The organism is Sphingobacterium composti (assembly GCF_009829075.1).
In the GTDB taxonomy this organism is placed as follows: Bacteria; Bacteroidota; Bacteroidia; order Sphingobacteriales; family Sphingobacteriaceae; genus Sphingobacterium; species Sphingobacterium composti.
Genome location: NZ_WUQZ01000002.1, coordinates 89,444 through 111,263 on the forward strand (window position 1 = coordinate 89,444; position 21,820 = coordinate 111,263).

At 36.2% G+C, this 21,820-nt stretch carries 17 protein-coding genes; 8 read left to right on the forward strand and 9 right to left on the reverse strand.

Annotation, left to right across the window (positions count from 1 at the left end; all coding sequences use genetic code 11):
* Positions 1-85 precede the first annotated feature (85 nt).
* Both GOQ17_RS01735 and purU read left to right on the forward strand, forming a co-directional pair.
* On the forward strand, positions 86-1,939 hold the full coding sequence (locus GOQ17_RS01735; RefSeq protein ID WP_159633915.1) for a DNA topoisomerase IV subunit B: 1,854 nt from the start codon (positions 86-88) through the stop codon (positions 1,937-1,939).
* Between the two features lie 68 nt (positions 1,940-2,007).
* Entirely contained in the window at positions 2,008-2,853 is an 846-nt protein-coding gene (gene purU / locus GOQ17_RS01740) for a formyltetrahydrofolate deformylase (RefSeq protein WP_159633918.1), read from the forward strand.
* Positions 2,854-2,955: 102 nt separating this feature from the next.
* Here the strand turns inward: purU and GOQ17_RS01745 are convergent, their stop codons facing one another.
* From GOQ17_RS01745 to GOQ17_RS01755, 3 genes are read right to left on the reverse strand one after another with little or no spacing between them, the layout of a single operon-like run.
* Positions 2,956-3,858: a class I SAM-dependent methyltransferase gene (locus tag GOQ17_RS01745; protein WP_394350593.1), complete on the reverse strand. Its 903-nt coding sequence runs from the start codon at positions 3,856-3,858 to the stop codon at positions 2,956-2,958.
* A gap of 48 nt (positions 3,859-3,906) precedes the next feature.
* The gene (locus GOQ17_RS01750; protein ID WP_159633920.1) at positions 3,907-4,662 is read right to left on the reverse strand and encodes an ABC transporter ATP-binding protein; all 756 of its coding nucleotides are present in this window, start codon (positions 4,660-4,662) and stop codon (positions 3,907-3,909) included.
* 3 nt (positions 4,663-4,665) lie between these two features.
* Positions 4,666-5,400 carry an MlaE family ABC transporter permease gene (locus GOQ17_RS01755; RefSeq protein WP_159633922.1) on the reverse strand — a complete coding sequence of 245 codons (735 nt, stop codon included), beginning with the start codon at positions 5,398-5,400 and terminating at the stop codon, positions 4,666-4,668.
* Between the two features lie 195 nt (positions 5,401-5,595).
* Here GOQ17_RS01755 and GOQ17_RS01760 point away from each other — a divergent pair, with 195 nt between their 5' ends.
* From GOQ17_RS01760 to GOQ17_RS01770, 3 genes are all read left to right on the forward strand, one after another.
* The gene (locus tag GOQ17_RS01760) at positions 5,596-6,492 is read left to right on the forward strand and encodes a toast rack family protein (RefSeq protein WP_159633925.1); all 897 of its coding nucleotides are present in this window, start codon (positions 5,596-5,598) and stop codon (positions 6,490-6,492) included.
* A gap of 29 nt (positions 6,493-6,521) precedes the next feature.
* Entirely contained in the window at positions 6,522-8,525 is a 2,004-nt protein-coding gene (ispG, locus tag GOQ17_RS01765; RefSeq protein WP_159633927.1) for a (E)-4-hydroxy-3-methylbut-2-enyl-diphosphate synthase, read from the forward strand.
* 100 nt (positions 8,526-8,625) lie between these two features.
* The gene (locus GOQ17_RS01770) at positions 8,626-10,074 is read left to right on the forward strand and encodes an alpha-L-fucosidase (protein ID WP_159633930.1); all 1,449 of its coding nucleotides are present in this window, start codon (positions 8,626-8,628) and stop codon (positions 10,072-10,074) included.
* A 64-nt stretch (positions 10,075-10,138) separates the two neighbouring features.
* On the opposite strand, the gene GOQ17_RS01775 is transcribed toward GOQ17_RS01770, so the two are convergent.
* Positions 10,139-11,383 carry an MFS transporter gene (locus GOQ17_RS01775; RefSeq protein ID WP_159633933.1) on the reverse strand — a complete coding sequence of 415 codons (1,245 nt, stop codon included), beginning with the start codon at positions 11,381-11,383 and terminating at the stop codon, positions 10,139-10,141.
* A gap of 96 nt (positions 11,384-11,479) precedes the next feature.
* Here GOQ17_RS01775 and fsa point away from each other — a divergent pair, with 96 nt between their 5' ends.
* The 3 genes from fsa (at position 11,480) to rnr (ending at position 15,327) form a co-directional block, all read left to right on the forward strand.
* A complete protein-coding gene (fsa, locus tag GOQ17_RS01780; protein WP_159633936.1) occupies positions 11,480-12,139 on the forward strand; it encodes a fructose-6-phosphate aldolase in 660 nt (219 codons plus the stop codon).
* 89 nt (positions 12,140-12,228) lie between these two features.
* Positions 12,229-12,693, forward strand: coding sequence for a Fur family transcriptional regulator (locus GOQ17_RS01785; RefSeq protein ID WP_159633939.1), 465 nt, complete (start codon positions 12,229-12,231; stop codon positions 12,691-12,693).
* A 504-nt stretch (positions 12,694-13,197) separates the two neighbouring features.
* A complete protein-coding gene (rnr, locus tag GOQ17_RS01790) occupies positions 13,198-15,327 on the forward strand; it encodes a ribonuclease R (protein WP_159633942.1) in 2,130 nt (709 codons plus the stop codon).
* 42 nt (positions 15,328-15,369) lie between these two features.
* Here rnr and GOQ17_RS01795 read toward each other — a convergent pair whose 3' ends face one another.
* From GOQ17_RS01795 to GOQ17_RS01815, 5 genes are all read right to left on the reverse strand, one after another.
* Entirely contained in the window at positions 15,370-16,359 is a 990-nt protein-coding gene (locus tag GOQ17_RS01795; protein ID WP_159633945.1) for a metallophosphoesterase family protein, read from the reverse strand.
* A gap of 83 nt (positions 16,360-16,442) precedes the next feature.
* Positions 16,443-17,882, reverse strand: coding sequence for a thioredoxin family protein (locus GOQ17_RS01800; RefSeq protein WP_159633948.1), 1,440 nt, complete (start codon positions 17,880-17,882; stop codon positions 16,443-16,445).
* 10 nt (positions 17,883-17,892) lie between these two features.
* Positions 17,893-19,452, reverse strand: a complete 1,560-nt coding sequence (locus GOQ17_RS01805) for a PKD-like family lipoprotein (protein WP_159633950.1) — start codon at positions 19,450-19,452, stop codon at positions 17,893-17,895.
* 19 nt (positions 19,453-19,471) lie between these two features.
* The gene (locus GOQ17_RS01810; RefSeq protein WP_236537017.1) at positions 19,472-20,320 is read right to left on the reverse strand and encodes a DUF4843 domain-containing protein; all 849 of its coding nucleotides are present in this window, start codon (positions 20,318-20,320) and stop codon (positions 19,472-19,474) included.
* 16 nt (positions 20,321-20,336) lie between these two features.
* Positions 20,337-21,815 (reverse strand): RagB/SusD family nutrient uptake outer membrane protein, encoded by a 1,479-nt coding sequence (locus GOQ17_RS01815; RefSeq protein WP_159633956.1) that lies wholly within the window; start codon positions 21,813-21,815, stop codon positions 20,337-20,339.
* Between the last annotated feature and the right edge of the window lie 5 nt (positions 21,816-21,820).

Below are 21,820 nucleotides of genomic sequence, written 5' to 3' on the forward strand. Positions count from 1 at the left end.
CTACAACTTTTACATCATCTTATTTGCTACCTTTATCAGTATTTTTTTTATATTTTTGCTTCGCATTATTTATTAGCACAACAACATGACAGCATATAACGAAGACAGTATACGATCACTCGACTGGAAAGAACATATTCGACTACGTCCAGGTATGTATATCGGTAAGCTCGGCGATGGTTCGGCTTATGACGATGGTATATATGTATTGCTCAAAGAGGTCGTGGATAACTCTATCGACGAATTCGTTATGGGTGCTGGCAAAACTATTGACATCACAGTTACAGAGAATAAAGTTTCTGTACGTGACTATGGTCGTGGTATTCCTATTGGTTCGGTGGTAGACGTAGTTTCTAAAATTAATACCGGAGGTAAATATGACAGTAAAGCCTTCCAAAAATCAGTAGGTCTAAATGGTGTCGGTACCAAAGCAGTAAATGCTTTATCAACGAGTTTTACAGTACAATCTTACCGTGATGGTAAAACACGTATTGCAACTTTTAGCAAAGGAGAATTGCAGACTGATGAACAGAAAGACACGACACAACGCAATGGTACTTCTGTAACGTTTTATCCTGACGAGAATATCTTCAAACATTATAAATACCGCATCGAATTTGTCGAAAACATGATTTGGAATTATGTATTCCTAAATTCGGGTTTGACTATCAATTTCAATGGACAAAAGTTCATTTCCGAAAATGGATTGAAAGATTTGTTGGAGCGAAATGTCGCTACCGAGGGTATGCGTTATCCGATTATTCATTTAAGAGGTGAAGATATTGAGATTGCAATGACGCACGGTCAACAATACGGAGAAGATTATTATTCGTTTGTAAATGGTCAGCATACGACTCAGGGTGGTACGCACCAAGCTGCATTCCGTGAAGCGGTAGTGAAGACGATTCGCGAATTTTATAAAAAAGATTTTGATGCTTCGGATGTACGTGCCTCTATTATTGGCGCTATCGCAATTAAAGTACAAGAACCTGTTTTTGAATCTCAAACGAAGACAAAACTAGGTTCGCAAAGTATAGGCCCTGAAGGACCAACTGTCCGTACTTTCATCAATGACTTCGTTAAAAAAGCCTTAGATGATTATTTGCATAAAGATTCTGCAACTGCGGATGCTTTACTAAAGCGTATTATGCAATCTGAGCGTGAGCGCAAGGATATCGCAGGTATTAAAAAATTAGCAAATGAACGTGCTAAAAAAGCTTCATTGCACAACCGTAAGTTACGTGACTGCAAAGTTCATTATGGTGACAAGAGCGAAAGAAATTTAGAAACTACGTTATTCATCACGGAGGGGGATTCGGCGTCAGGTTCGATTACCAAATCGCGTGATGTACAGACACAAGCTGTATTTAGTTTACGTGGTAAACCACTAAATTGCTATGGCTTGACCAAAAAAATCGTTTACGAAAACGAAGAATTCAACTTGTTGCAACATGCTTTGAATATTGAAGACGGCATGGATGGCTTGCGTTATAATAATATCGTTATCGCTACCGATGCCGATGTCGATGGTATGCACATCCGTCTTTTGATGATGACTTTTTTCTTGCAATTTTTCCCGGATTTAGTAAAAGCCGGTCACGTTTATATCCTTCAAACACCATTATTCCGTGTCCGCAATAAGAAAGAAACCATTTATTGTTATTCGGATCAAGAACGTGTAGAGGCTATAAACAAATTGGGTGGAAAACCAGAGATTACACGATTCAAAGGTTTGGGTGAGATTTCGCCTTCAGAATTTGGTCAATTCATTGGAGAAGACATTAAATTAGAACCCGTTATCTTGAATAAAGACAATAAACTTCCACAAATTTTGGAATATTATATGGGTAAAAATACGCCAGACCGTCAACGTCATATCGTGGATAATCTGCGTGTAGAAATTGATTTAGAAGAAGAATTGGTTCAAGCAGCCATTTAATCTAATAATACTACTCAGCCTCTTCTTTTGTAAGAGGCTGAAAACTATTATAAACAATCTAACCAAACATGACTAAACAGACTTTAATACTTATCCAATGTCAAGACGCTGTTGGATTAGTATCCAATATATCCAATGTATTAGCGAAGCATAAGCTTAATATCATTACCATGCGCGAATATGTGGATGAGGAAAACAATAAATTCTTTGTTCGCGTGGTATGTACAGGCAATGTTGAAGAAAGTAATGGCTTATACAGCCACCTTAAAGCTGTCTTGCCTGAAAAAGCTAGTATAGCTATTAACCCTTCTAAAAGAAAACGAATTGCTGTTTTAGTAACAAAGGAACACCACTGTTTAGCAGATATCTTGGTACGTCATTATTTTGACACACTGAATGCTGAGGTTTGTGCTGTAATTGGAAATTATGACAATTTACGTGACTTTACGGAAAGATTCGACATTCCATACCATTATATCACACACGAGAATAAAACAAAGGAAGATTTTGAAAATGAATTAGCCACTCAAATCAAAGATTTGAAACCAGATTTTATCGTATTGGCTAAGTTTATGCGAATCCTTTCTCCAACATTTGTAAAAGAATTTGAGCATAAAATCATTAATATCCACCACTCCTTCTTACCCGCTTTTATAGGAGCAAATCCATATAAACAAGCACACGAACGTGGTGTTAAAATCATTGGTGCAACAGCTCACTATGTCACAAATGATTTGGATGAAGGACCTATCATTGTACAAAACACAAAGTCAATCGACCACAGTTACGACCTTCAAAAAATGCGAACAGCAGGTCAAGAAATTGAGAAAGCGGTACTCACACGAGCTATTCAACTGATTGTCGAAGATCGTGTCATGCTCAATGGTAATAAAACTATTGTGTTTAAAGCGTAACCGTTAATTGAAAATGGATAATTTTCAATTCTTATTTGAAAAAACAAAGAAGCTATTCTCTATTAGGAATAGCTTCTTTGTTTTGATTTATTTTATTTAAAATTACTTTGCTAACTTTCTAAATTTCCCAAATACACCGAGAGGCAATTTTGGTCCAGCAGTAGCTTGCAGATATAATTCTCCGATTTCTAAGTTTTCTACTTGCGGAAAGGAAGTTCTGATTAGATTTTCAACGATTACCGATGAGAAACCTAATGAATACGTATTTAAAATCAAGAAATGTTCTTTTGGATCTAACAATTGTACTACATCTTGCATCATTTCCATGATATGATCTTCCAATTTCCACTTTTCTCCTTTTGGACCGTGACCATAAGCAGGAGGATCTAAGATAATACCATTGTATTTATTACCACGTTTCAATTCACGCTTCACAAATTTCAAAGCATCCTCTACCATCCAACGCACATTCGACAATCCCGAAAGTTCTTGATTCTCGTTAGCCCAAGTAACCACCTGTTTAATAGAATCAACGTGTGTGGTATCAGCTCCAGCAGCACGTGCAATCATAGAAGCACCCCCTGTATATGCGAATAGATTTAAAACTTTGGGATTTGGTGTTTTGAACGACTTAATCGACTCTGAAATATAATCCCAATTGACTGCTTGCTCTGGAAATATGCCGACATGTTTGAATGAGGTCAACCCTAAACGAAATTTAATAGCGACATCGTTATTTTTGTATTCAATATGCCAACGATCAGCCGTTTTAGGATTCTTTTTTAACCATTCGCCACTTGTTGCCGAACGACCTTTGAACTTAATATGATAACGTTTGTTCCATTCAGCATCGCCTAAAGCTTTTGGCCAAACAGCCTGTGGTTCTGGACGAATTAAGATTAAATCACCAAAACGTTCTAATTTTTCGAAATCACCACAATCGATTAATTCGTAATCTTTCCAGTGTTGTGGTGTAAGTAGTTGGATATTTGTTGAAGTAGACAATATGCTATTCTTTTATTTTTTTTTGCAAAGGTACGGAAAATAGGGAAATTATTTCATTGTATCCTTAGCTGCTTTCATCAATGGGCTTGCAAAGACGAAATCATTAAGCTCTTGTACATCCGAGTGAAGCATATCTTGATTCGAACCCTCCCAAAACTTTTGTCCCTTATATAAAAACATAATATACTCTCCAATACCCATCACGGAATTCATATCATGCGTCACCACGACAGTTGTACATTCATATTCTTGTGTTAACTCCAAAATCAACTCATCAATTAGAATGGATGTCGCTGGATCTAATCCCGAATTAGGCTCATCACAAAAAAGATATTTGGGGCTCATAGCGATAGCACGTGCAATACCGACCCTTTTCTTCATACCTCCCGAAAGTTCAGCAGGAAAAAGTTTATTGGTATTCATTAGATTCACACGTTCGAGGCAAAAATTTGCTCGATCTCGCTTCTCGGATTTGCTCATATCCGAAAACATATCCAGTGTGAAAATGATATTTTGCTCTACTGTCATGGAATCGAACAAAGCTGAATTCTGAAAGAGCATACCTATTTCTTTACGAATAGGCACTTTTTCTTCAAAATCCATAGCTGTGAATTCTTGCTTATCAAAGAAAACTCGACCTTCGTTTGGTTTATGCAATCCTACAATACATTTTAACAAGGTACTTTTTCCAGAGCCCGAACCACCAATTATCAACGAAACTTTCCCTGGTTCAAAGATGGCATCAATACCCTTTAATACTTCCTTATCGCCAAAAGACTTATGTATATTTTGAATTTCAATCATTTATTATAACATTAAAGCAGTAATAATATAATCACAAGCTAAAATCGTGATACAACCTATCACCACTGAACGTGTACCAGCTTCCCCCACTTCCAATGCACCACCTCGAACATGAAAACCTTTATAGGCTGGAATGGTGGTAATGATAAAACCATAAACAAAAGCTTTGACCATTGCTACCGCCACCGTCAATCCATTAAAACCACCTTGAATACCTTGAATATACTCGTTTGTTGTTACAGCACCAGTCAATACACCACCTAACAAACCACCCACAAGCGCACAAACTATGGCAATAATTACCAACACCGGAACCATGATAACACCCGCTATAAGTTTGGGTAATATTAAATATCCTGCGGCGTTAATTCCCATGATTTCCAATGCATCTATCTGCTCCGTCACACGCATTGACCCAATTTGTGAAGAAATTGAAGACCCAACTTTTCCCATCAATACCAATGCGGATATAGTCGGCCCTAACTCAAGTATATTGGAGTCACGGTTGATTTGCCCAATTACAGAACGTGGAATAAAATCAGAATTCAATTGAAAAGCAATTTGCATGGTCATAACTGCACCAATAAATGTTGAAATGATCATGATCAAGCCCAAAGATCCAACGCCTATATCATTCATTTCGTGCAACATTTCTTTCCAATACACCCGCCATTTCTCAGGTCTTTTAAAAACCTTTTTCAATAAGAGGATATACTCACCAAAATAATAAAATATCATATGTGTACTATACGGTTTGTGCTAAATTACATATTATATAAATATAACCCATAAAAATAACTTTTGTTTAAATTTCAATAAACATCTACATATTCACCGAAAGTTTTCCTTTCTTTACCGAATATAGTTACCAAACATTAAACGACCTTCATACATTCGTACCATATATAGAAGAATGTATATATTTACGTTAATATGAAAAGTAAAATTTCAACAGGTATTTGGCTTGTATTTTTTGGAATAGTTGCGCTCTTGGACAATTTCAATATCATTGATTTCAACTTTTATGCAATCATAAAGTATTGGCCTTTGCTAATAATTTCAATAGGTATTAATTTGATATTTCAATATAAGAATTATGGTACCACAATAATTATCATCACAAATCTAGCTTTGTGCTTTTATTTGGGCTACATCGGCTACACCTCAAATGATTCCTTTAATTGGTCAAATAAAGTTGTATTAAACAATATGGCTTCCGACACTACAGGTAGCTCACAATCTGTCCATGTACCTTTATCCAATGAAATAATTGATCCAAAATTCACATTAAATATTGGGGCAGCCATTGTAAATATAGACAGCCACACAAATCAACTTATTGAAGCGCATTCTGAAAGCAAAAGTCTAGGGTTTAATCTGAGTGGAAATAATAACAATTTTGAGCTAAATGCAGCAATAAGTGATAAAAAAGCAAAAAGTCATAAGATAAAACTAGCATTAAGTAATGTTCCATTATGGGAATTAACATTCAATATTGGAGCAGCCAAATTCAATGCTGATTTTTCAGCTCACAAGTTTTCAGACATGGTCATCAATTCAGGCGCTGCTAACGTAAATCTTAAATTAGGACAACCTTGTACTGAAGAAGTTAACATTGAGATTAACACTGCAGCATCCTCTTCGCGGATTTCTATACCAAAAGATGTAGCCTGCGCTATTGAAATGACAACTATACTATCGAATAATAAGTTAGAAGGTTTTACAAAGAAAGATGGTATTTGGCAAACCGAAAATTACGAAACTGCTACCAAAAAATATAACATCGAACTAAACGGCGCTGCGAATTCTCTAAAGATAGATAGATATTAAATCTATAAATAACTACCTTTGTTATCGAAATGGACACACAACAACGTTTGATTTTACCTGGTGGTTATTGCAACTCCAAACTAACATATTCACGATTCAAAACACGTGAAATTCAAATTGGTCATCTTGGTATGGGTGGAGACAATCCTATCCGTATACAAAGTATGACTACGATCGACACAATGGATACCATGGGTTCTGTCGAGCAAACTATTCGCATGGTAGATGCAGGTTGCGAAATCGTCAGAATCACTGCTCCTAGTATCAAAGAAGCTGAAAACTTAGGTAATATCAAGAAAGAACTTCGTGCTAGAGGTTATGATGTACCCTTAGTGGCAGACATTCATTTCACGCCAAATGCAGCGGAAGTAGCCGCAAAATTGATTGAAAAAGTTCGTGTCAACCCAGGAAATTACGCTGATAAAAAGAAATTTGACCAAATAGATTATACCGACTCGGCCTATCAAGCCGAATTAGAGCGTATATATAAAAAATTCGCTCCACTTGTAGGTATTTGTAAAGAGCACGGCACAGCCATGCGTATTGGCACAAATCACGGTTCTCTTTCGGATCGCATCATGAGTCGTTATGGCGATACCCCCGAAGGCATGGTCGAATCCGCAATGGAATTTATCCGTATCTGTGAAGACTTGCAATTCTACAACCTTTGCGTTTCGATGAAATCTTCGAATCCACTAGTGATGGTACAAGCTTATCGACTTTTGGTTGAGAAAATGATAGCTGAAAACATGAACTATCCGTTACACCTTGGTGTAACAGAAGCTGGTGATGGAGAAGATGGCCGTATCAAATCGGCGGTCGGCATCGGTACACTCTTAGAAGATGGATTAGGTGATACAGTACGTGTTTCGTTGACCGAAGAACCCGAAAAAGAAGCTCCCGTTGCTATTGCATTAGTCAATCGTTATAGTAAAAGAAAAATTGAATTAGAGCAAGAGCCTCAACGAGAAATCATAACGTTGACGGAAGCTAAAACCACGACTCCTTATATTTCACGCGAGGTGAATACTTTTGTTGGCGGTTCGCTTGTTCCACGTGTCATCATTGATATTTCTGCTAAGAACTTAAAAGACCCTTTTATTCTTTCAGAAGTTGGATATAAATACGATGCTATCAATGATAAATACCATATGGGTGACCAATCGGTAGATTTCGTTTATTTAGCAGATCAATTGCCTTCATTCACCATGCCAGGCAACTTGAAACAGCTCTACAATTACAATACTTGGTTGTCGCTGACAAATAAAGCCAATATTCATCCTGTATTGACGTTAGCAGAATTTAATCACGCTGCTACCAAAGATGCTGTTTTGAATCTCGTTCGTATTTCAAATGATGATTTGGGTAACGAAGAATTTAATAACCTGCAAATCGATAAGACAGTAGTCTTTTTATTAGAAACTACGCACAGTCATGGAATGGCAGATCAACGTCAATTCTTTGCAAATCTCCAAGAAATCGGAATAGAAAATCCAGTTATCATTCGTCGTACATATAATCCGACAGAATTTTCTGGTCCTGTTGGAGATATTATGAATCCTGAAGAACCAATTTCTAAAATTCAATTGTACGCAGCTACAGACTTGGGAGCTTTATTAATTGATGGACTAGGTTCAGGAATTTGGATTGATTCTCCTGCCACACCAACAGACAAGCTTGCTTCAATTTCATTCGGAATACTACAAGCTACACGTTCACGTATTTCAAAAACCGAATATATATCTTGTCCTAGTTGTGGACGTACTTTGTTTGATTTACAAGAAACAACTCAGATGATTCGTGCGCGTACAAATCATTTGAAAGGTTTGAAAATTGGAATCATGGGCTGTATCGTGAATGGGCCAGGCGAAATGGCGGATGCAGATTATGGATATGTTGGAGCTGGGCCAGATAAAATTACCTTATACCGAGGACAAGAAGTCGTAAAGAAAAACGTTTCATCTGCCCATGCATTGGATGAATTAATAAACATTATAAAGTCTGACGGACTTTGGGTAGAAGAAGAATCATAGATTTTGACCAACAAAGATATTACAGGCCTTTAGTTTTACTACTAAAGGCTTTTGTATTTTTTACCTATCTTTAATTTTAAAGAAACCAAAAATAAACTTTATGAAAAAATTACTCCTAGCATGTGCTATCCTATTTAGTGGTGTCTTATATGCTCAAAAATTCGAAGCCAATTGGGAATCGTTAAATAAAAGAGGAATTCCTGAATGGTTTAATCAAGACAAATTTGGAATTTTTATTCATTGGGGTGTTTATGCTGTTCCTGCCTATGCGCCAGTCATTCCAAATAACGGTTTAAGTTATTCCGAATGGTATTGGCAACGAATCGCATCCAAAGAACCAAGATATTGGGATTTCCACACAAAGAATTTTGGTGAGAATTTCACCTATTTTGATTTTGAGCCACGTTTCAAAGCTGAACTATATAATCCTTCTCAATGGGCAGAAATATTTAAAAATTCGGGAGCCAAATATGTGGTATTGACTTCGAAGCATCATGATGGATATGCGCTTTGGGATAGCCCTGAAGCTGATAAAACATGGGGAAGAGCTTGGAATGCTGTCTCAGGAACACCTAAGCGTAACTTATTGGGTGAATTGACAAATGCTGTACGTGAGTCAGGATTAAAAATGGGGTATTATTATTCGCTCTATGAATGGTACAATCCATTGTGGAAATCAGACAAAACGAAATATATCAATGACCATATGCTGCCACAACTGAAAGATTTGGTCAATAAATACAAGCCATCCATTATATTCTCAGATGGAGAATGGGACTTATCAGATACTACATGGCGTAGTACCGAATTTTTAGCTTGGCTCTTTAATGATTCACCAGTAGCGAAAGATGTGGTTGTAAATGACCGCTGGGGAAAAGATACTAGAGAAAAAAATACAGGAGCTACTTACACGACTTCTGAATACGGTAGTGGAATGAATGCCGATGTAGTATGGGAAGAAAGCCAAGGTATTGGTCATTCTTATGGGTATAATAGAAATGAAAATATCAATGACTACAAGTCCTCTAAAGAATTACTTTTATTGCTGATTGACATTGTTTCACGTGGCGGAAATCTTTTATTAGATATCGGGCCTACGAGTGATGGACGTATTCCAGTAATTATGCAGGAACGTTTAACCGAAATGGGCGATTGGCTTAAAATAAATGGTGAGGCTATTTATGGCACAAAAGCAACCAAAAATCCTTACCAATGGAGCTCAGCTAACATTCCTAAAAAAGATGACAAAAGCTACATGGCAGGGTACAGTGCTGCAAAACTAGTAGAACCAAAAGCAGATGTAGCTCATGTGGAGTTGCTTTTCACCAAAAAAGAAAAAGACCTTTATGCTTTCTTACCAAAGTATCAACCAAAAGTTGTACTTAAAGAGTATAATGTCAAATCCAACACAAAAGTCTCTGTCTTAGGTTCATCAAAAGTTTTAAAAGCTAAAAATGTTGGAAAGAATTGTGAAGTGGATTTATCGGGATTCAAACCAGGAGAAATACCAGGTGAATTATTGGTTTTGAAGTTTGAAAATATGCTGTAATACTTGGAATTTTCTCGCTTGAAAAGGACTTGTAAACTGTTTATAAGTCCTTTAAGTTTTAATCCTAATTTCTCCACCTAGAATAATCAATTTTAAAAAGTCTTCGGTGCAAATGAAGGCGCAAATAAATATAAAATCCAATTGAAATTGCTACCCCAACACCTCCCATGATGTATAAAGCATTTTTGAGTCCCACGGCTTCGGCAATTGCTCCCGTTATCAGACTACCTATTGGGAATATACCCTGAAAAGACATCACGTAGTACGACATGATACGCGCTCTATACGATGACATCGAGTGTGTTTGTATGTAGGTATTAATACTGGAATTTTGCATCATCATAGCAAAGGAAACTGCTATTGTGAAGAAAATCGCTGATGGCAGGTAATGTGCATACGCTAATAGCAATAACGAAATTCCCATCATCAGTGCAGAAAACAAGACACGATAGCGTAAATTCTCTCCCGTTTTCAGGCTTGCCATACGTATAGCTCCTATCATTGCCCCTAGCCCTGCCGCAGATTCGAACCAGGAGAAGGTCGTTTCATCTCCATTAAATAAATCTCGAGCGACAGCTGGCAAGAGAGAAGTGTATGGAATCACAAACAAACTCGAAAAGGTCATTATTATAATTAAAGAAGCGATATGAGGAGACCTTTTGAGGTAATCAAAACCATCTCGAAGACCTTGCCACGTGGAACTACCTATTTGTTTCACAATAGCTTTCTCGGTGACTTTCATCAACGACAAAGTTGTTAATACAGGAATATAACTCAGAAAATTCATCAGAAAACAAACAAATTCACCATAATTACTTAGCAATATACCTCCAATAGCCGGACCAACCATCCTAGCGGCGTTGAAGACAGAAGAATTGAGCGCTATAGCATTCGGCAAATCTTTCCTATTATCAATCAAAGAAGAGAGTAATGCCTGCCTTCCTAAGACATCAAATGCATTGACAACACCTTGAACAAACCCCAATACACATAGCCAAGCGACAGTTTCCCAACCGAAATAAACGACTAAAGCCAACATTCCCGCTTGAATCATTAGTAATATTTGTGTCCATACCACTAGCTTGTACTTTGACCGTCCATCCACAAAAGAACCTATAAATGGCGAAAGAAATAGAGAAGGAGACAAGGAGACGAATGAAACAAATCCAAGCCAAAAAACAGAGTTTGTCAATTCATAAACAAGCCAACTGATGGCTATACGTTGCATCCATGTACCCAATAGCGACAATGACTGTCCTATCGTGTGCAATCTGAAATTTGGATAGCGCAACGATCTGAAAATTTCCATCTTAGCAAACTAGCTTTTAATCTGAATAAATACCTACCTTTGTAACAGCTAAAATTATAGATAGTTTTAAATTTATTAAAATACAACAAACCACAAATGAAGTTTTTTATCGACACAGCCAACTTGGCTCAAATCAAAGAAGCACAAGACTTAGGCGTATTAGACGGAGTAACTACTAATCCTAGCTTAATGGCTAAAGAAGGAATCTCTGGTGACGAAAACGTAATCAATCATTACAAAGCAATCTGCGAAATCGTAGATGGTGATGTAAGTGCTGAAGTGATTTCTACAGACTATGAAAACATGATCAAAGAAGGGGAAGCATTAGCTGCATTAGATTCAAAAATTGTAGTAAAAATCCCGATGATCAAAGACGGTGTTAAAGCAATCAAATATTTTAGCCAAAAAGGTATTAAGACAAACTGTACTTTAGTATTTTCTGCTGGACAAGCGTTGTTAGCAGCAAAAGCTGGAGCGACTTACGTGTCTCCTTTCGTAGGTCGTTTGGATGATATTTCAGTAGACGGTTTAGGTCTTATTGAAGAGATTCGTTTGATCTATGACAACTACGGTTTCTCTACTCAAATCTTAGCAGCATCTGTACGTCACAGCGCGCATTTATTAGGTTGTGCAAAGATTGGTGCAGACGTAATGACTGGTCCTTTATCAGTGATTACAGCATTGTTAAAACACCCATTAACAGATAGCGGACTTGCTCAATTTTTAGCGGATCACGCTAAAGCTGCAGGCAAATAATTAAGCTCAAAACACAGCATAAATAAGCCTCTCAGACAGCACGTTTGAGAGGCTTTATTATACCAGTATAAATTCGTAAATTTACTGCTATGAAAACAACAGAACACGAGGTACATAGTCACAATCATTCTACAGATTTTACGCTACTTTTAAAGTCAAATGGACTTAAAGTGACCAAGCCTCGCCTACGTGTTTTGGAAGTGATTTCTGACAAAAAGACAGCTATCACACAACCCGACTTAGAAAAGGTTTTCGGCTCAGAAATCGATCGAGTTACGCTTTATAGAATTCTTGCCTCTTTCGAAGAGAAAGGAATATTGCATAAGATATTCGACCTACAAGGCACCGCAACTTATGCAATCTGCTCGACCAAATGTTCTGCACATCATCACCACGATCAACATGTTCACTTCATCTGTTCAGTTTGCAACAGCGTATATTGTTTGGATGAAATTTCCGTTCCCAAAATAAATATCCCATCCAATTTCTCCTTACATGCTATTGCTATTAATGCAGTAGGAATTTGTGATTCTTGTCAAAATAGCTACGACTAATTAACAACACCTTCTAATTTCACTCATTTATTTTCCGCTATATTTTCCATGGCGGACAAACCGTTATTAATATATATTTTTACGATTCTACAACCTATATTACGTCAAAATTATTTTAGCAAATAATATTATAATAAACTTTTTTACAACACATTAAATAAGCTAAACAACATATATTATTAATATAATAAAATACTAAAATAGGAGAACAAAAAACAACATTAACGTAAAACACTCGAAAACAAACAACTACAATAATTAATTTTAGCAATTACAAAACATAACAAACTAATATTCTATATATTAAATAAGCTAAAATAAATTAAAAAATTATAATTGTATATTTTACAGTTTAACCAGACGTTTAAAAACATCTACAACTCTAAATCTGGCAATATTATTGTATATTAGTAATAGTATACGAACATGGAAAAGTTGTAGAACACTCCCTTCTACCCTACCCAGTACAATAGAATTAAATAAAGCAAATTACAAGACACTCATATGAAGAGTAAAAAAGAAAATCCATATAAAGAAGTATTGACACAACTGGTTATCGATGTATTTGAAAAGAATGACAACCAGCTCATGAACTATAAACAAGTTGCTGCAAAACTTAACATCACAGATACAGATTCGAAAATAACAATTGCAGATATATTGAGTGACGCATCAAAAAATGGTTACTTCCAACAACCCGAACGTGGTAAGTTCAAACTTCGTCAATTGAAAGTTTACATCACTGGAACTGTCGATATGACAGCCGACGGTTCTGCTTATATTGTACCCGAAGATGAGCTCGAAAATGACATCTTCGTTGCGCCCCGCAAACTTCGCCAAGCACTACATGGAGACACCGTAAAGGTGCACGTCTATGAACGCAAAAAAGGCAAAAAAAGAGAGGGTGAAATCATTGAGATTTTGAAGCGTGCGAAGACAGATTTCACAGGAACTATAGACATCTCGAAGAGCTACGCTTTCTTCCTTCCGGACGACAGAAAAATGCTACATGACATCTTCATTCCATTAGATAATTTGAATGGAGCGAAGGACGGAGAAAAGGTAGTAGTATCGATTGTTGAATGGCCAGAGAAAGCTAAAAATCCAATTGGAAAAGTTAAGAATGTACTCGGTAAAAAAGGTGAAAATAATACCGAGATGAACGCAATTCTTGCGGACTTTGGTTTTCCCCTTTCATTCCCAAAAGAAGTTGAAGAGGCTGCAGAAAATATATCAGATGAAATCAGTCAGGAAGAGATTTCACTACGTCGAGATTTTAGAAATGTGTTAACCTTTACGATTGATCCATTTGATGCAAAAGACTTCGATGATGCTATTTCATATAAAGTATTAGATAATGGAAATTACGAGATTGGCGTCCACATTGCTGATGTCTCTCACTACGTCACACCAGATTCTATTTTAGATAAAGAAGCGTTCCAACGAGCGACATCTGTATACTTGGTAGATCGTGTTATTCCAATGTTACCAGAGCGTCTTTCGAACAATTTATGTTCTCTAAGACCTAACGAGGATAAGCTTACGTTTTCTGCGGTTTTCGAGATGGATGATAAAGCTAACGTTATTGATCAATGGTTTGGTCGAACAGTTATTCACTCCGACCGTAGATTTACTTATGAGGAAGCACAGGAAATTATTGAGAACAAAGAAGGTGACCATGCTGACGCTATCTTGAAATTAAATGAACTTGCATACATCTTGCGAGAACGTAAATTTAAGAATGGTGCTATTAGCTTCGAAAGTGAAGAGGTAAAATTTCATTTGGATGAAAATGGAAAACCTCTAGGTGTATATACAAAAGTACGCAAAGATGCTCACAAGCTTATCGAAGATTTTATGCTCTTGGCTAATCGCAAAGTGGCTGAATATATCGGTAAACAAGGTAAAGGAAAAAATAAACTCGGCTTCATTTACAGATTCCATGATGTACCTAACACTGAAACTTTAACGACATTTTCGAACTTTGCTGCACGTTTTGGTTATAAATTAAATACTAAAACAGATAAAGAAGCTGCTAAATCTTTAAATGCTCTAATGACGAAAATTGAAGGTAGTAAGGAACAAAATCTTCTGACTTCATTAGCGATTCGCTCTATGGCGAAAGCTATCTATACTACGAAAGGGACATCGCACTACGGCTTAGCCTTTGATTATTACACACACTTTACCTCTCCTATCCGTCGATATCCGGATGTCATGGTGCATAGGTTGTTACAATTTTATCTAGATGGTGGCACTAAAATAAATATAGAGCACTATGAAAAGCTCGCTGAACATTCCTCACAAATGGAAAAGCGTGCAGCAGAAGCAGAACGCGCCTCTATAAAATACAAACAAGCTGAATTTTTACAAGACCAAGTGGGTGTAGAATATACAGGTATCGTGTCAGGTGTAACCGAATGGGGGATGTACGTAGAGATCCAAGAAAACAAATGTGAAGGTATGGTTCGTCTTCGTGATATTACAGATGACTTCTACACCTTAGATGAGAAAAATTACGCTATCATTGGTCAACGCAAGAAGAAAACTTATCAATTGGGTGATGAAGTACAAATAAAAGTGAAGAAAGTCGATTTGGAAAAAAGACAGATAGATTTTACGTTATTATCATAAAATATGAGAGACCGCCAATTTGTATTAGCGGTCTCTCATATTTTAGTTCCCTTGCCATTTAAATACCCGACCATTAAATCCAGATACTGAATCTGGTAGTGATTCTAATAATATATGACGATGCGAAGCAGGTTCAAAACCAATAATCTGAATATCTACTATTTTTTTCTGCCTTGGTAACTCCAATATAGCATAAGCTTTTGTAGCCTTAACTGGATGACCTAAGATTTCGCGAGGACCACCACCCAAACATCCGGCATGCAGAAGTGTCACTTGTTCTTTTGTAGCTGGATAATATGCGTGTTGATGGCCTGAAATATACATATCTACATTATTATCTTGCAAAAACGCCAAAGTTTCATCTGCATCATTTAACACTTCACCATTTTTATTTTTTGCAGCAACAATGGCATACAAAGGTAAATGCCCCAATACTATGCGCGCCCGTGATTTATTCGCAATAGAACTTGCCAATTGATTTTGCATCCACACTTTTACTTCTACAGGAATAGCAGATGATGAAGCATCCCAACTTATAAAAAACACATTATTCTTGATATATGAAAAATAGTAAGGAAAATGTGTATCATCAACATAGGTCAAATTAGCCTTTTCTTTATTGAGTTTCCAAAAAGAAGATGCTGCCGCTCTGTCCAAATGATAACTCGGCGAAGCGTCATGATTACCCATGGTAAACCCAAAAGGAACACCCAATATATTAATCGGTGTAAGTACTGACTGATCAAATGCTGACCACATAGAATCCAAACGCGATGCAGTCAATGAAGCTTTCTGCCCAGCTACCATATCTCCCCCACACAAGATAATATCTGGGTTGATATCTTTAACGCGTCTCACAACCTCATGCACCTCCTTGCTATAGGTCACCGACCCATAGCTGTCATTCAAATCCGAAATTAGAAGGATTTTAAGGTTTTTATTTTTAGATTCTGTCGGAGTACGATGTGTGATACAAGAAGTAAACAGCACACATAGTGTAAGAGAAGTAATTAAAGAAAGTGATAGATACATATTTCAAAGTTAGGAATAGAATCTCAGTAATAAAAAAGCTGGGTGCATGATATCTCATGTAGCCAGCTTTTTTTACTAAAAATCTATAACTTATTTAATGCCACTTCTCTCATCATTGCAGAAGCATCCATTGCTCCTGTCAATTTGTGAATTACCTCTCCTTTACCATTAATAAAAAACATCGAAGGATAAGCACGAACTTCTAGTTTTTTAGCCAATTCAATACCTTCACCTTTTTCCATGTCAATTTTTATATTTATAAAGTTTTCATCAAAATATGCTTTTAACACAGGATCTGTAAAGGTATTTTCATCCAACCATTTACATGGACCACACCATACGGTATAGCAGTCTAGGAAGACTAATTTGTTTTGCTTAGCAGCTAAGTCCAATGCTTCTTGATATGATACATTCAAAAAGTTTATAATTTCACCTTTTGGAGTTAATTCATTTTGTATACGTCCTACAGTATTTTGAAGAGTTGGAGATATCTCATGCAAATACTTGTCTATTAATCCAAGTGCTCTATCCGCTAAAACTCTATTTTCTTTAAAGTCTGTAAACATCATAATCATCAGAAACCTATCATTTTTAGCCAAATTTGGAAATTCATGTTCCATAACATTAAAAATTTTCTCCAAATCACGTGTGGCCTGAACTTCTGCAATATTAATCAAATGTTTTAGGCTCAAACTATCCGGTAAATTTGTTTTCTGAATTATTTTCAATAACTCTTGATAATCTTCAGCTACAAAGGTTCCTTTTTTGAAGTGAAATCCATTCGAATATGTTAAAAGTTCAAGTCTTAAAAATCTGCGTGTGATCGTATTATACTTATCAGCACCCATTGTATTCACAAAAGCATCTCTATTTCTTACTAGATATTGTGTTTTTATATCACGAAAGTTTGTAGCATATCGCTCAAATAAAAACAAATTTTCTACTGCTGACTTTTGCTCTTCAGGTAATGAGTTAAAATAATCATCTACGATTTTCATTCCTTTCTCTTCATCTCCAGATGATAAGACAGCAAATGCATAGTCGTGAATTAATTTTGCTGAACGTTCTCCATTTGCATAGCGCTCTGCTAAAGCTTCAGTACGGTACTGAGGATCAATACCCGTTACTATCTTTTCGACAAATAAAGGGGCTTTCATAGCGCCAGCAAATTTGTAAATCTCTTCATCCTTATCGTTTGTGATGACGAATGTAGGATATGCACTTACTTTGAATTTGCGTGCAAGAGCTATACCATCCTCTTTCTCAGCATCAACCTTTAAGTTAATGAAATTTGCGTTCATATACTTTCCAACATTTGGATCAGAAAAAACCTCCTTATCCATTGTTTTACAGGGTACACACCAAGTTGTATAGAAATCAATAAATACCTTCTTCTTTTCTTTCTTAGCTAATTCTAGAGCCTGTTGGTAATTCAATTCAGTTCTAAACTGCACACCACTTTGCGCAAAAACTGCTGTAGTGTAACTCATTAGGACTGCAATTGTAAAAATTAATAATCTCATATTTTATTTTCTAATGTGTACTATTTTTATAATCAATACTTTTCACTTTCACTAGACCTGTCCAATTCACATTAGCGTCTTCAGTCATTACTAAAGTGTTACGATCAGCTCCTATTGCATACTTTTTAATAGTACCCTTCTTAACATTATCATATGTTGCTACAAACAAATTATGACCAATTCCATTTTGGATATCGGTACAAATCATTGTAATTTCTTCTCCGAAATCGTTAACAAGATAATTTTTCTCTAGACCTGGATTGAAATCATACGCATACAATTTAGAACCTACAGAATAGAATAATAGAGGTCTATTCGATGCAAATGTATAATTAGATGCTTTATCAAAATCAACTGCTGATGATTGCACTCTATAATTTCCTCTTTTGGAAGGAGAAAATATTGAGCCATCCCCTACATAAAACATATATATGTTATATTGGTTATTCAAATCCTTCATGATAGCATAAGAATTACCATACGGCGCAGACAATTCCGTATTGTTTGTATTCTCCCCATATACAAAATCTCTACCTGTTGCACCTTGAATCCACGGAAATATATCTGTCTGAGCATCAGACATTGCTGTTAATGCTGGATCTGTTGGTACAGCTCTTAAAAATCGCTTACCCACTTTGTCATACACCACATAACGGGCTAAACTATATGCCTTTGGTGAATAAAAAAAGAATGGTTCAACTTCGAAAAGATTTGTTGACGCACTTCCAACTCTATTAATTGGATTAGCATAAAAGTCGCCATTAAAAAGATCAGCTGAAAATATATGCCCTGTATTTGTTATTACTAATCTTCTTGCAAAATTTTGATTACCGCCAGCGGCAAATACTCTTGGAGCCAATTCAACAGGATATATATCTAAAGGCATTTCAAAGGATGTAAAAAGAAGATTTTTGAATGTATTACCAGGGCTAGCTTCAAAAGTTTTGGTATTTACATAATACGAACCTTCTCCATTCATAATCCACATTTTTGCACGTTTTGGATCCGAGGTAGTCCCCGTATGAATAGCACGTAGTGGTTTTTTATACCTAGGCATTCCATTATCCTTTAACAAGTTTTTCATTATTACGGTGTCTGAAACTAGGAATGCTATCATATCCACCTCGGCATATCCATCTTCGTCTTCACCAGACACAAAGAATCCTCTTGTATTAGGTGTAGAAACGGTTAACGTTGTGTAGCTACTCCATTTTAAATCTGTTTCCTTATCATGAACCGTGTAATACACCGAATAAGTATCAGGTGTTAAATCAATAGGTAACTCTAAGTCACGATCTGTACTTACCAATGGACGCTTATTTCCTTCTGTAGCCTGCCCGATACGCCACTCATATGCATAACGATTTGGGTCATTAGTATCCATCGTAAACGTCAAGTGAGGCTTGATTCGCAATGTATCTACTTTGAAATACAAATTATAAGGACCACCCAAACTATCTATAGCAATCTCATTAACATCCATATAATCATAATTGCCCTGATCTTTAAAACATGAGCTTAATGAAAAAAAGCACAGTATAAAAACGAAAGTATATTTAATATTTTTCATTACAATTCTTAGTTAATTATTATCTGTATGGTACACCTTCTTTAGACGACCAAGAAACTCCAGAAAACCACATTAATCTTCCATCCTCTTCCAATATTGGTGTGCCTTGATCATACAAGTTGCGTAATAATCTGGCCATATATTCTCTAATTACTTCCCTCTTTGCGTTTGGCATCCGTGCTTCACTTGTAAAATCTTCATAAACAAGGTCAAAATGCTCACAAATTAATCTATATTTCTTCTCAGTAAACACACCCCACAAACCACCTTCTATTCCAGTAGTAGGGTTAGCTTGACCAATCCATCTCGATGGTCGAGATACAAAATCAGAGATTACTAGCTTATGAAAGTCCGCCTTAAAATCACCTTTGACAACTGTACTTTCCCATTGACCAGGCAATCTTTTCCATATAGGCAATCCAATTGTAAAATGCGAATTAGGAATAATTTGCAACATCATTTCCTTCTTTTCTTTTTGAATATTCTCGGTACGATAAAGCACTACGGGAACGAAGCCGTGATTTTCATTTGCTTTCACTACCAATTCGTCAGTCAGAATTTTATAATTTACATTTTCAATTGCTGATGTAGAATCAGACACAACATTCACTAAGAATGGGCGATCATAGTCTTTTAACTCCCCTGTAATCATCACTTTCAATCGTACAGTATCAACATTGCCTGCAATATTGATAAATTCAACAGGTGTAACAGGTTGATTTGCCCAAACTTTTTCATCTCCCCAATCTGGACCAAACTGAACTGAAAAATACAAACCTTCTTCACCCTCAAAAAGCATTGGATCATGCTTACAGTTTGTGAATAATAATATTACTAAACAACTAATAAGCTGTAATAAACTTTTCATTTTCATAGTTATTCAATTAATTTCTTTGACTTGTTTCACTTTCAGGTAATGGAAAAATATAATTATTTAGATCCATTGGCAAGGTACCTCCACGTTTAGGATCAGGAAGCTCCGTAAAAGCATTACGCTTAAAAAAGTAAAATAGTTGTCCCTCACCCATAAACTCCTTCATGTATTCCGATTCAATCGAGCGTTTGATATCATCTTCATTTTGATATTCTAACTCATGAATCCCCCTGTGTAATCTTAATTTATTTATGTAAGCAGATGCTTCACTAACATTTTGAGTACATTCGGCTGCGACAAGATACATTTCACTAATTCGAATCAAAGGAATCATGTAACGAAATGCATTAGAATTCCCCTGTTCATCGAATAAATCTTCAAATTTATTAAAATATAAAATTTCTGCTTGACTTACCGTCGTAGAAGACCACCAACCACGTCTATAATCATTCTGATTATCATACATATCTACAGACCTTCCCTCTGTTATACCTCCGGCGAAAGTCAAAATACCATTGACACTGAGTGAAGGGCTAAATGATGAATTAAATGAATTAACCCTTCCTTGGCTATAACATGCGAACAAAACTTCTTTAGAGAAAATTCTATCAGAAACAAAATTCGCAGCACTTGGTCTATATTCTTCTAGTGTCACAAAAGGAAAAAATTCATTTCCTGGTTTCTGACCTTCATCAATAACTGCTTTAGCACTTTCATAGGCTTTAACTTTATTGCCACCCCATAAATGTACTCTCGCTAATAATGCTTTAACTGCAAAATAATTTAGGCGGTATTGGCGATAATGAAAATCATTATGTTCAAATCCAGAAAAATTCCTTGGACCTTCTTTCACTACCGCGTCTGCATCACGAAGAAGTCCTTCAGCTTCCTTTAAATCTTTTACAATAAGTTCAATTATTGCTTCAGAACTTAGTAAAGGCTGGACAGAGCGATCTGAACTTGCAACATATGGTATACAAGGTAAATCTTTATTCACACTATAGATTGGACCATACATACGTAGTAAGTCAAAGTGTAACATTGCACGTATTGCAAGTGCTTCACCTCTTACCATTCCATAATATTCACCAACTAACACACCTTTGTGATCTTCAGTTCTATCCAAAATAGCATTTGCATTTGCAATCAATCTGTAGAAATTTGTCCAAATTGTATTCAAACGAGATTTGAAATTATCACTACTGTAATCGTAGCTGGAAAATGGAAGCATATTATGCTGGTCATCGCCCATATTATAATATTGTGCCATTACATCTAAAGTTCCCATTGTTAACTCTTTACCATACAATGAGGATGTCGCCAAATCGGAATAGATGCCATTTAAAGCTTTTAAATATCCTTCTTTGGATGAGAACAATACATTCTGTGTCAATCTATCCTTAGGTGGGACATCCACCCACTTATTACATGCCGCAAGTGATACTATCGCTGTAACTATTATAATATAATTTTTTACTATTTTCTTCATAACTA

Coding starts and splice junctions, on each gene's coding strand:
- GOQ17_RS01735 (WP_159633915.1), top strand. CDS start 86: ATGACAGCATATAACGAAGACAGTATACGATCACTCGACTGGAAAGAA.
- purU (WP_159633918.1), top strand. CDS start 2,008: ATGACTAAACAGACTTTAATACTTATCCAATGTCAAGACGCTGTTGGA.
- GOQ17_RS01750 (WP_159633920.1), bottom strand. CDS start 4,662: ATGATTGAAATTCAAAATATACATAAGTCTTTTGGCGATAAGGAAGTA.
- GOQ17_RS01755 (WP_159633922.1), bottom strand. CDS start 5,400: ATGATATTTTATTATTTTGGTGAGTATATCCTCTTATTGAAAAAGGTT.
- GOQ17_RS01760 (WP_159633925.1), top strand. CDS start 5,596: ATGAAAAGTAAAATTTCAACAGGTATTTGGCTTGTATTTTTTGGAATA.
- ispG (WP_159633927.1), top strand. CDS start 6,522: ATGGACACACAACAACGTTTGATTTTACCTGGTGGTTATTGCAACTCC.
- GOQ17_RS01770 (WP_159633930.1), top strand. CDS start 8,626: ATGAAAAAATTACTCCTAGCATGTGCTATCCTATTTAGTGGTGTCTTA.
- GOQ17_RS01775 (WP_159633933.1), bottom strand. CDS start 11,383: ATGGAAATTTTCAGATCGTTGCGCTATCCAAATTTCAGATTGCACACG.
- fsa (WP_159633936.1), top strand. CDS start 11,480: ATGAAGTTTTTTATCGACACAGCCAACTTGGCTCAAATCAAAGAAGCA.
- GOQ17_RS01785 (WP_159633939.1), top strand. CDS start 12,229: ATGAAAACAACAGAACACGAGGTACATAGTCACAATCATTCTACAGAT.
- rnr (WP_159633942.1), top strand. CDS start 13,198: ATGAAGAGTAAAAAAGAAAATCCATATAAAGAAGTATTGACACAACTG.
- GOQ17_RS01795 (WP_159633945.1), bottom strand. CDS start 16,359: ATGTATCTATCACTTTCTTTAATTACTTCTCTTACACTATGTGTGCTG.
- GOQ17_RS01800 (WP_159633948.1), bottom strand. CDS start 17,882: ATGAGATTATTAATTTTTACAATTGCAGTCCTAATGAGTTACACTACA.
- GOQ17_RS01805 (WP_159633950.1), bottom strand. CDS start 19,452: ATGAAAAATATTAAATATACTTTCGTTTTTATACTGTGCTTTTTTTCA.
- GOQ17_RS01810 (WP_236537017.1), bottom strand. CDS start 20,320: ATGAAAAGTTTATTACAGCTTATTAGTTGTTTAGTAATATTATTATTC.
- GOQ17_RS01815 (WP_159633956.1), bottom strand. CDS start 21,815: ATGAAGAAAATAGTAAAAAATTATATTATAATAGTTACAGCGATAGTA.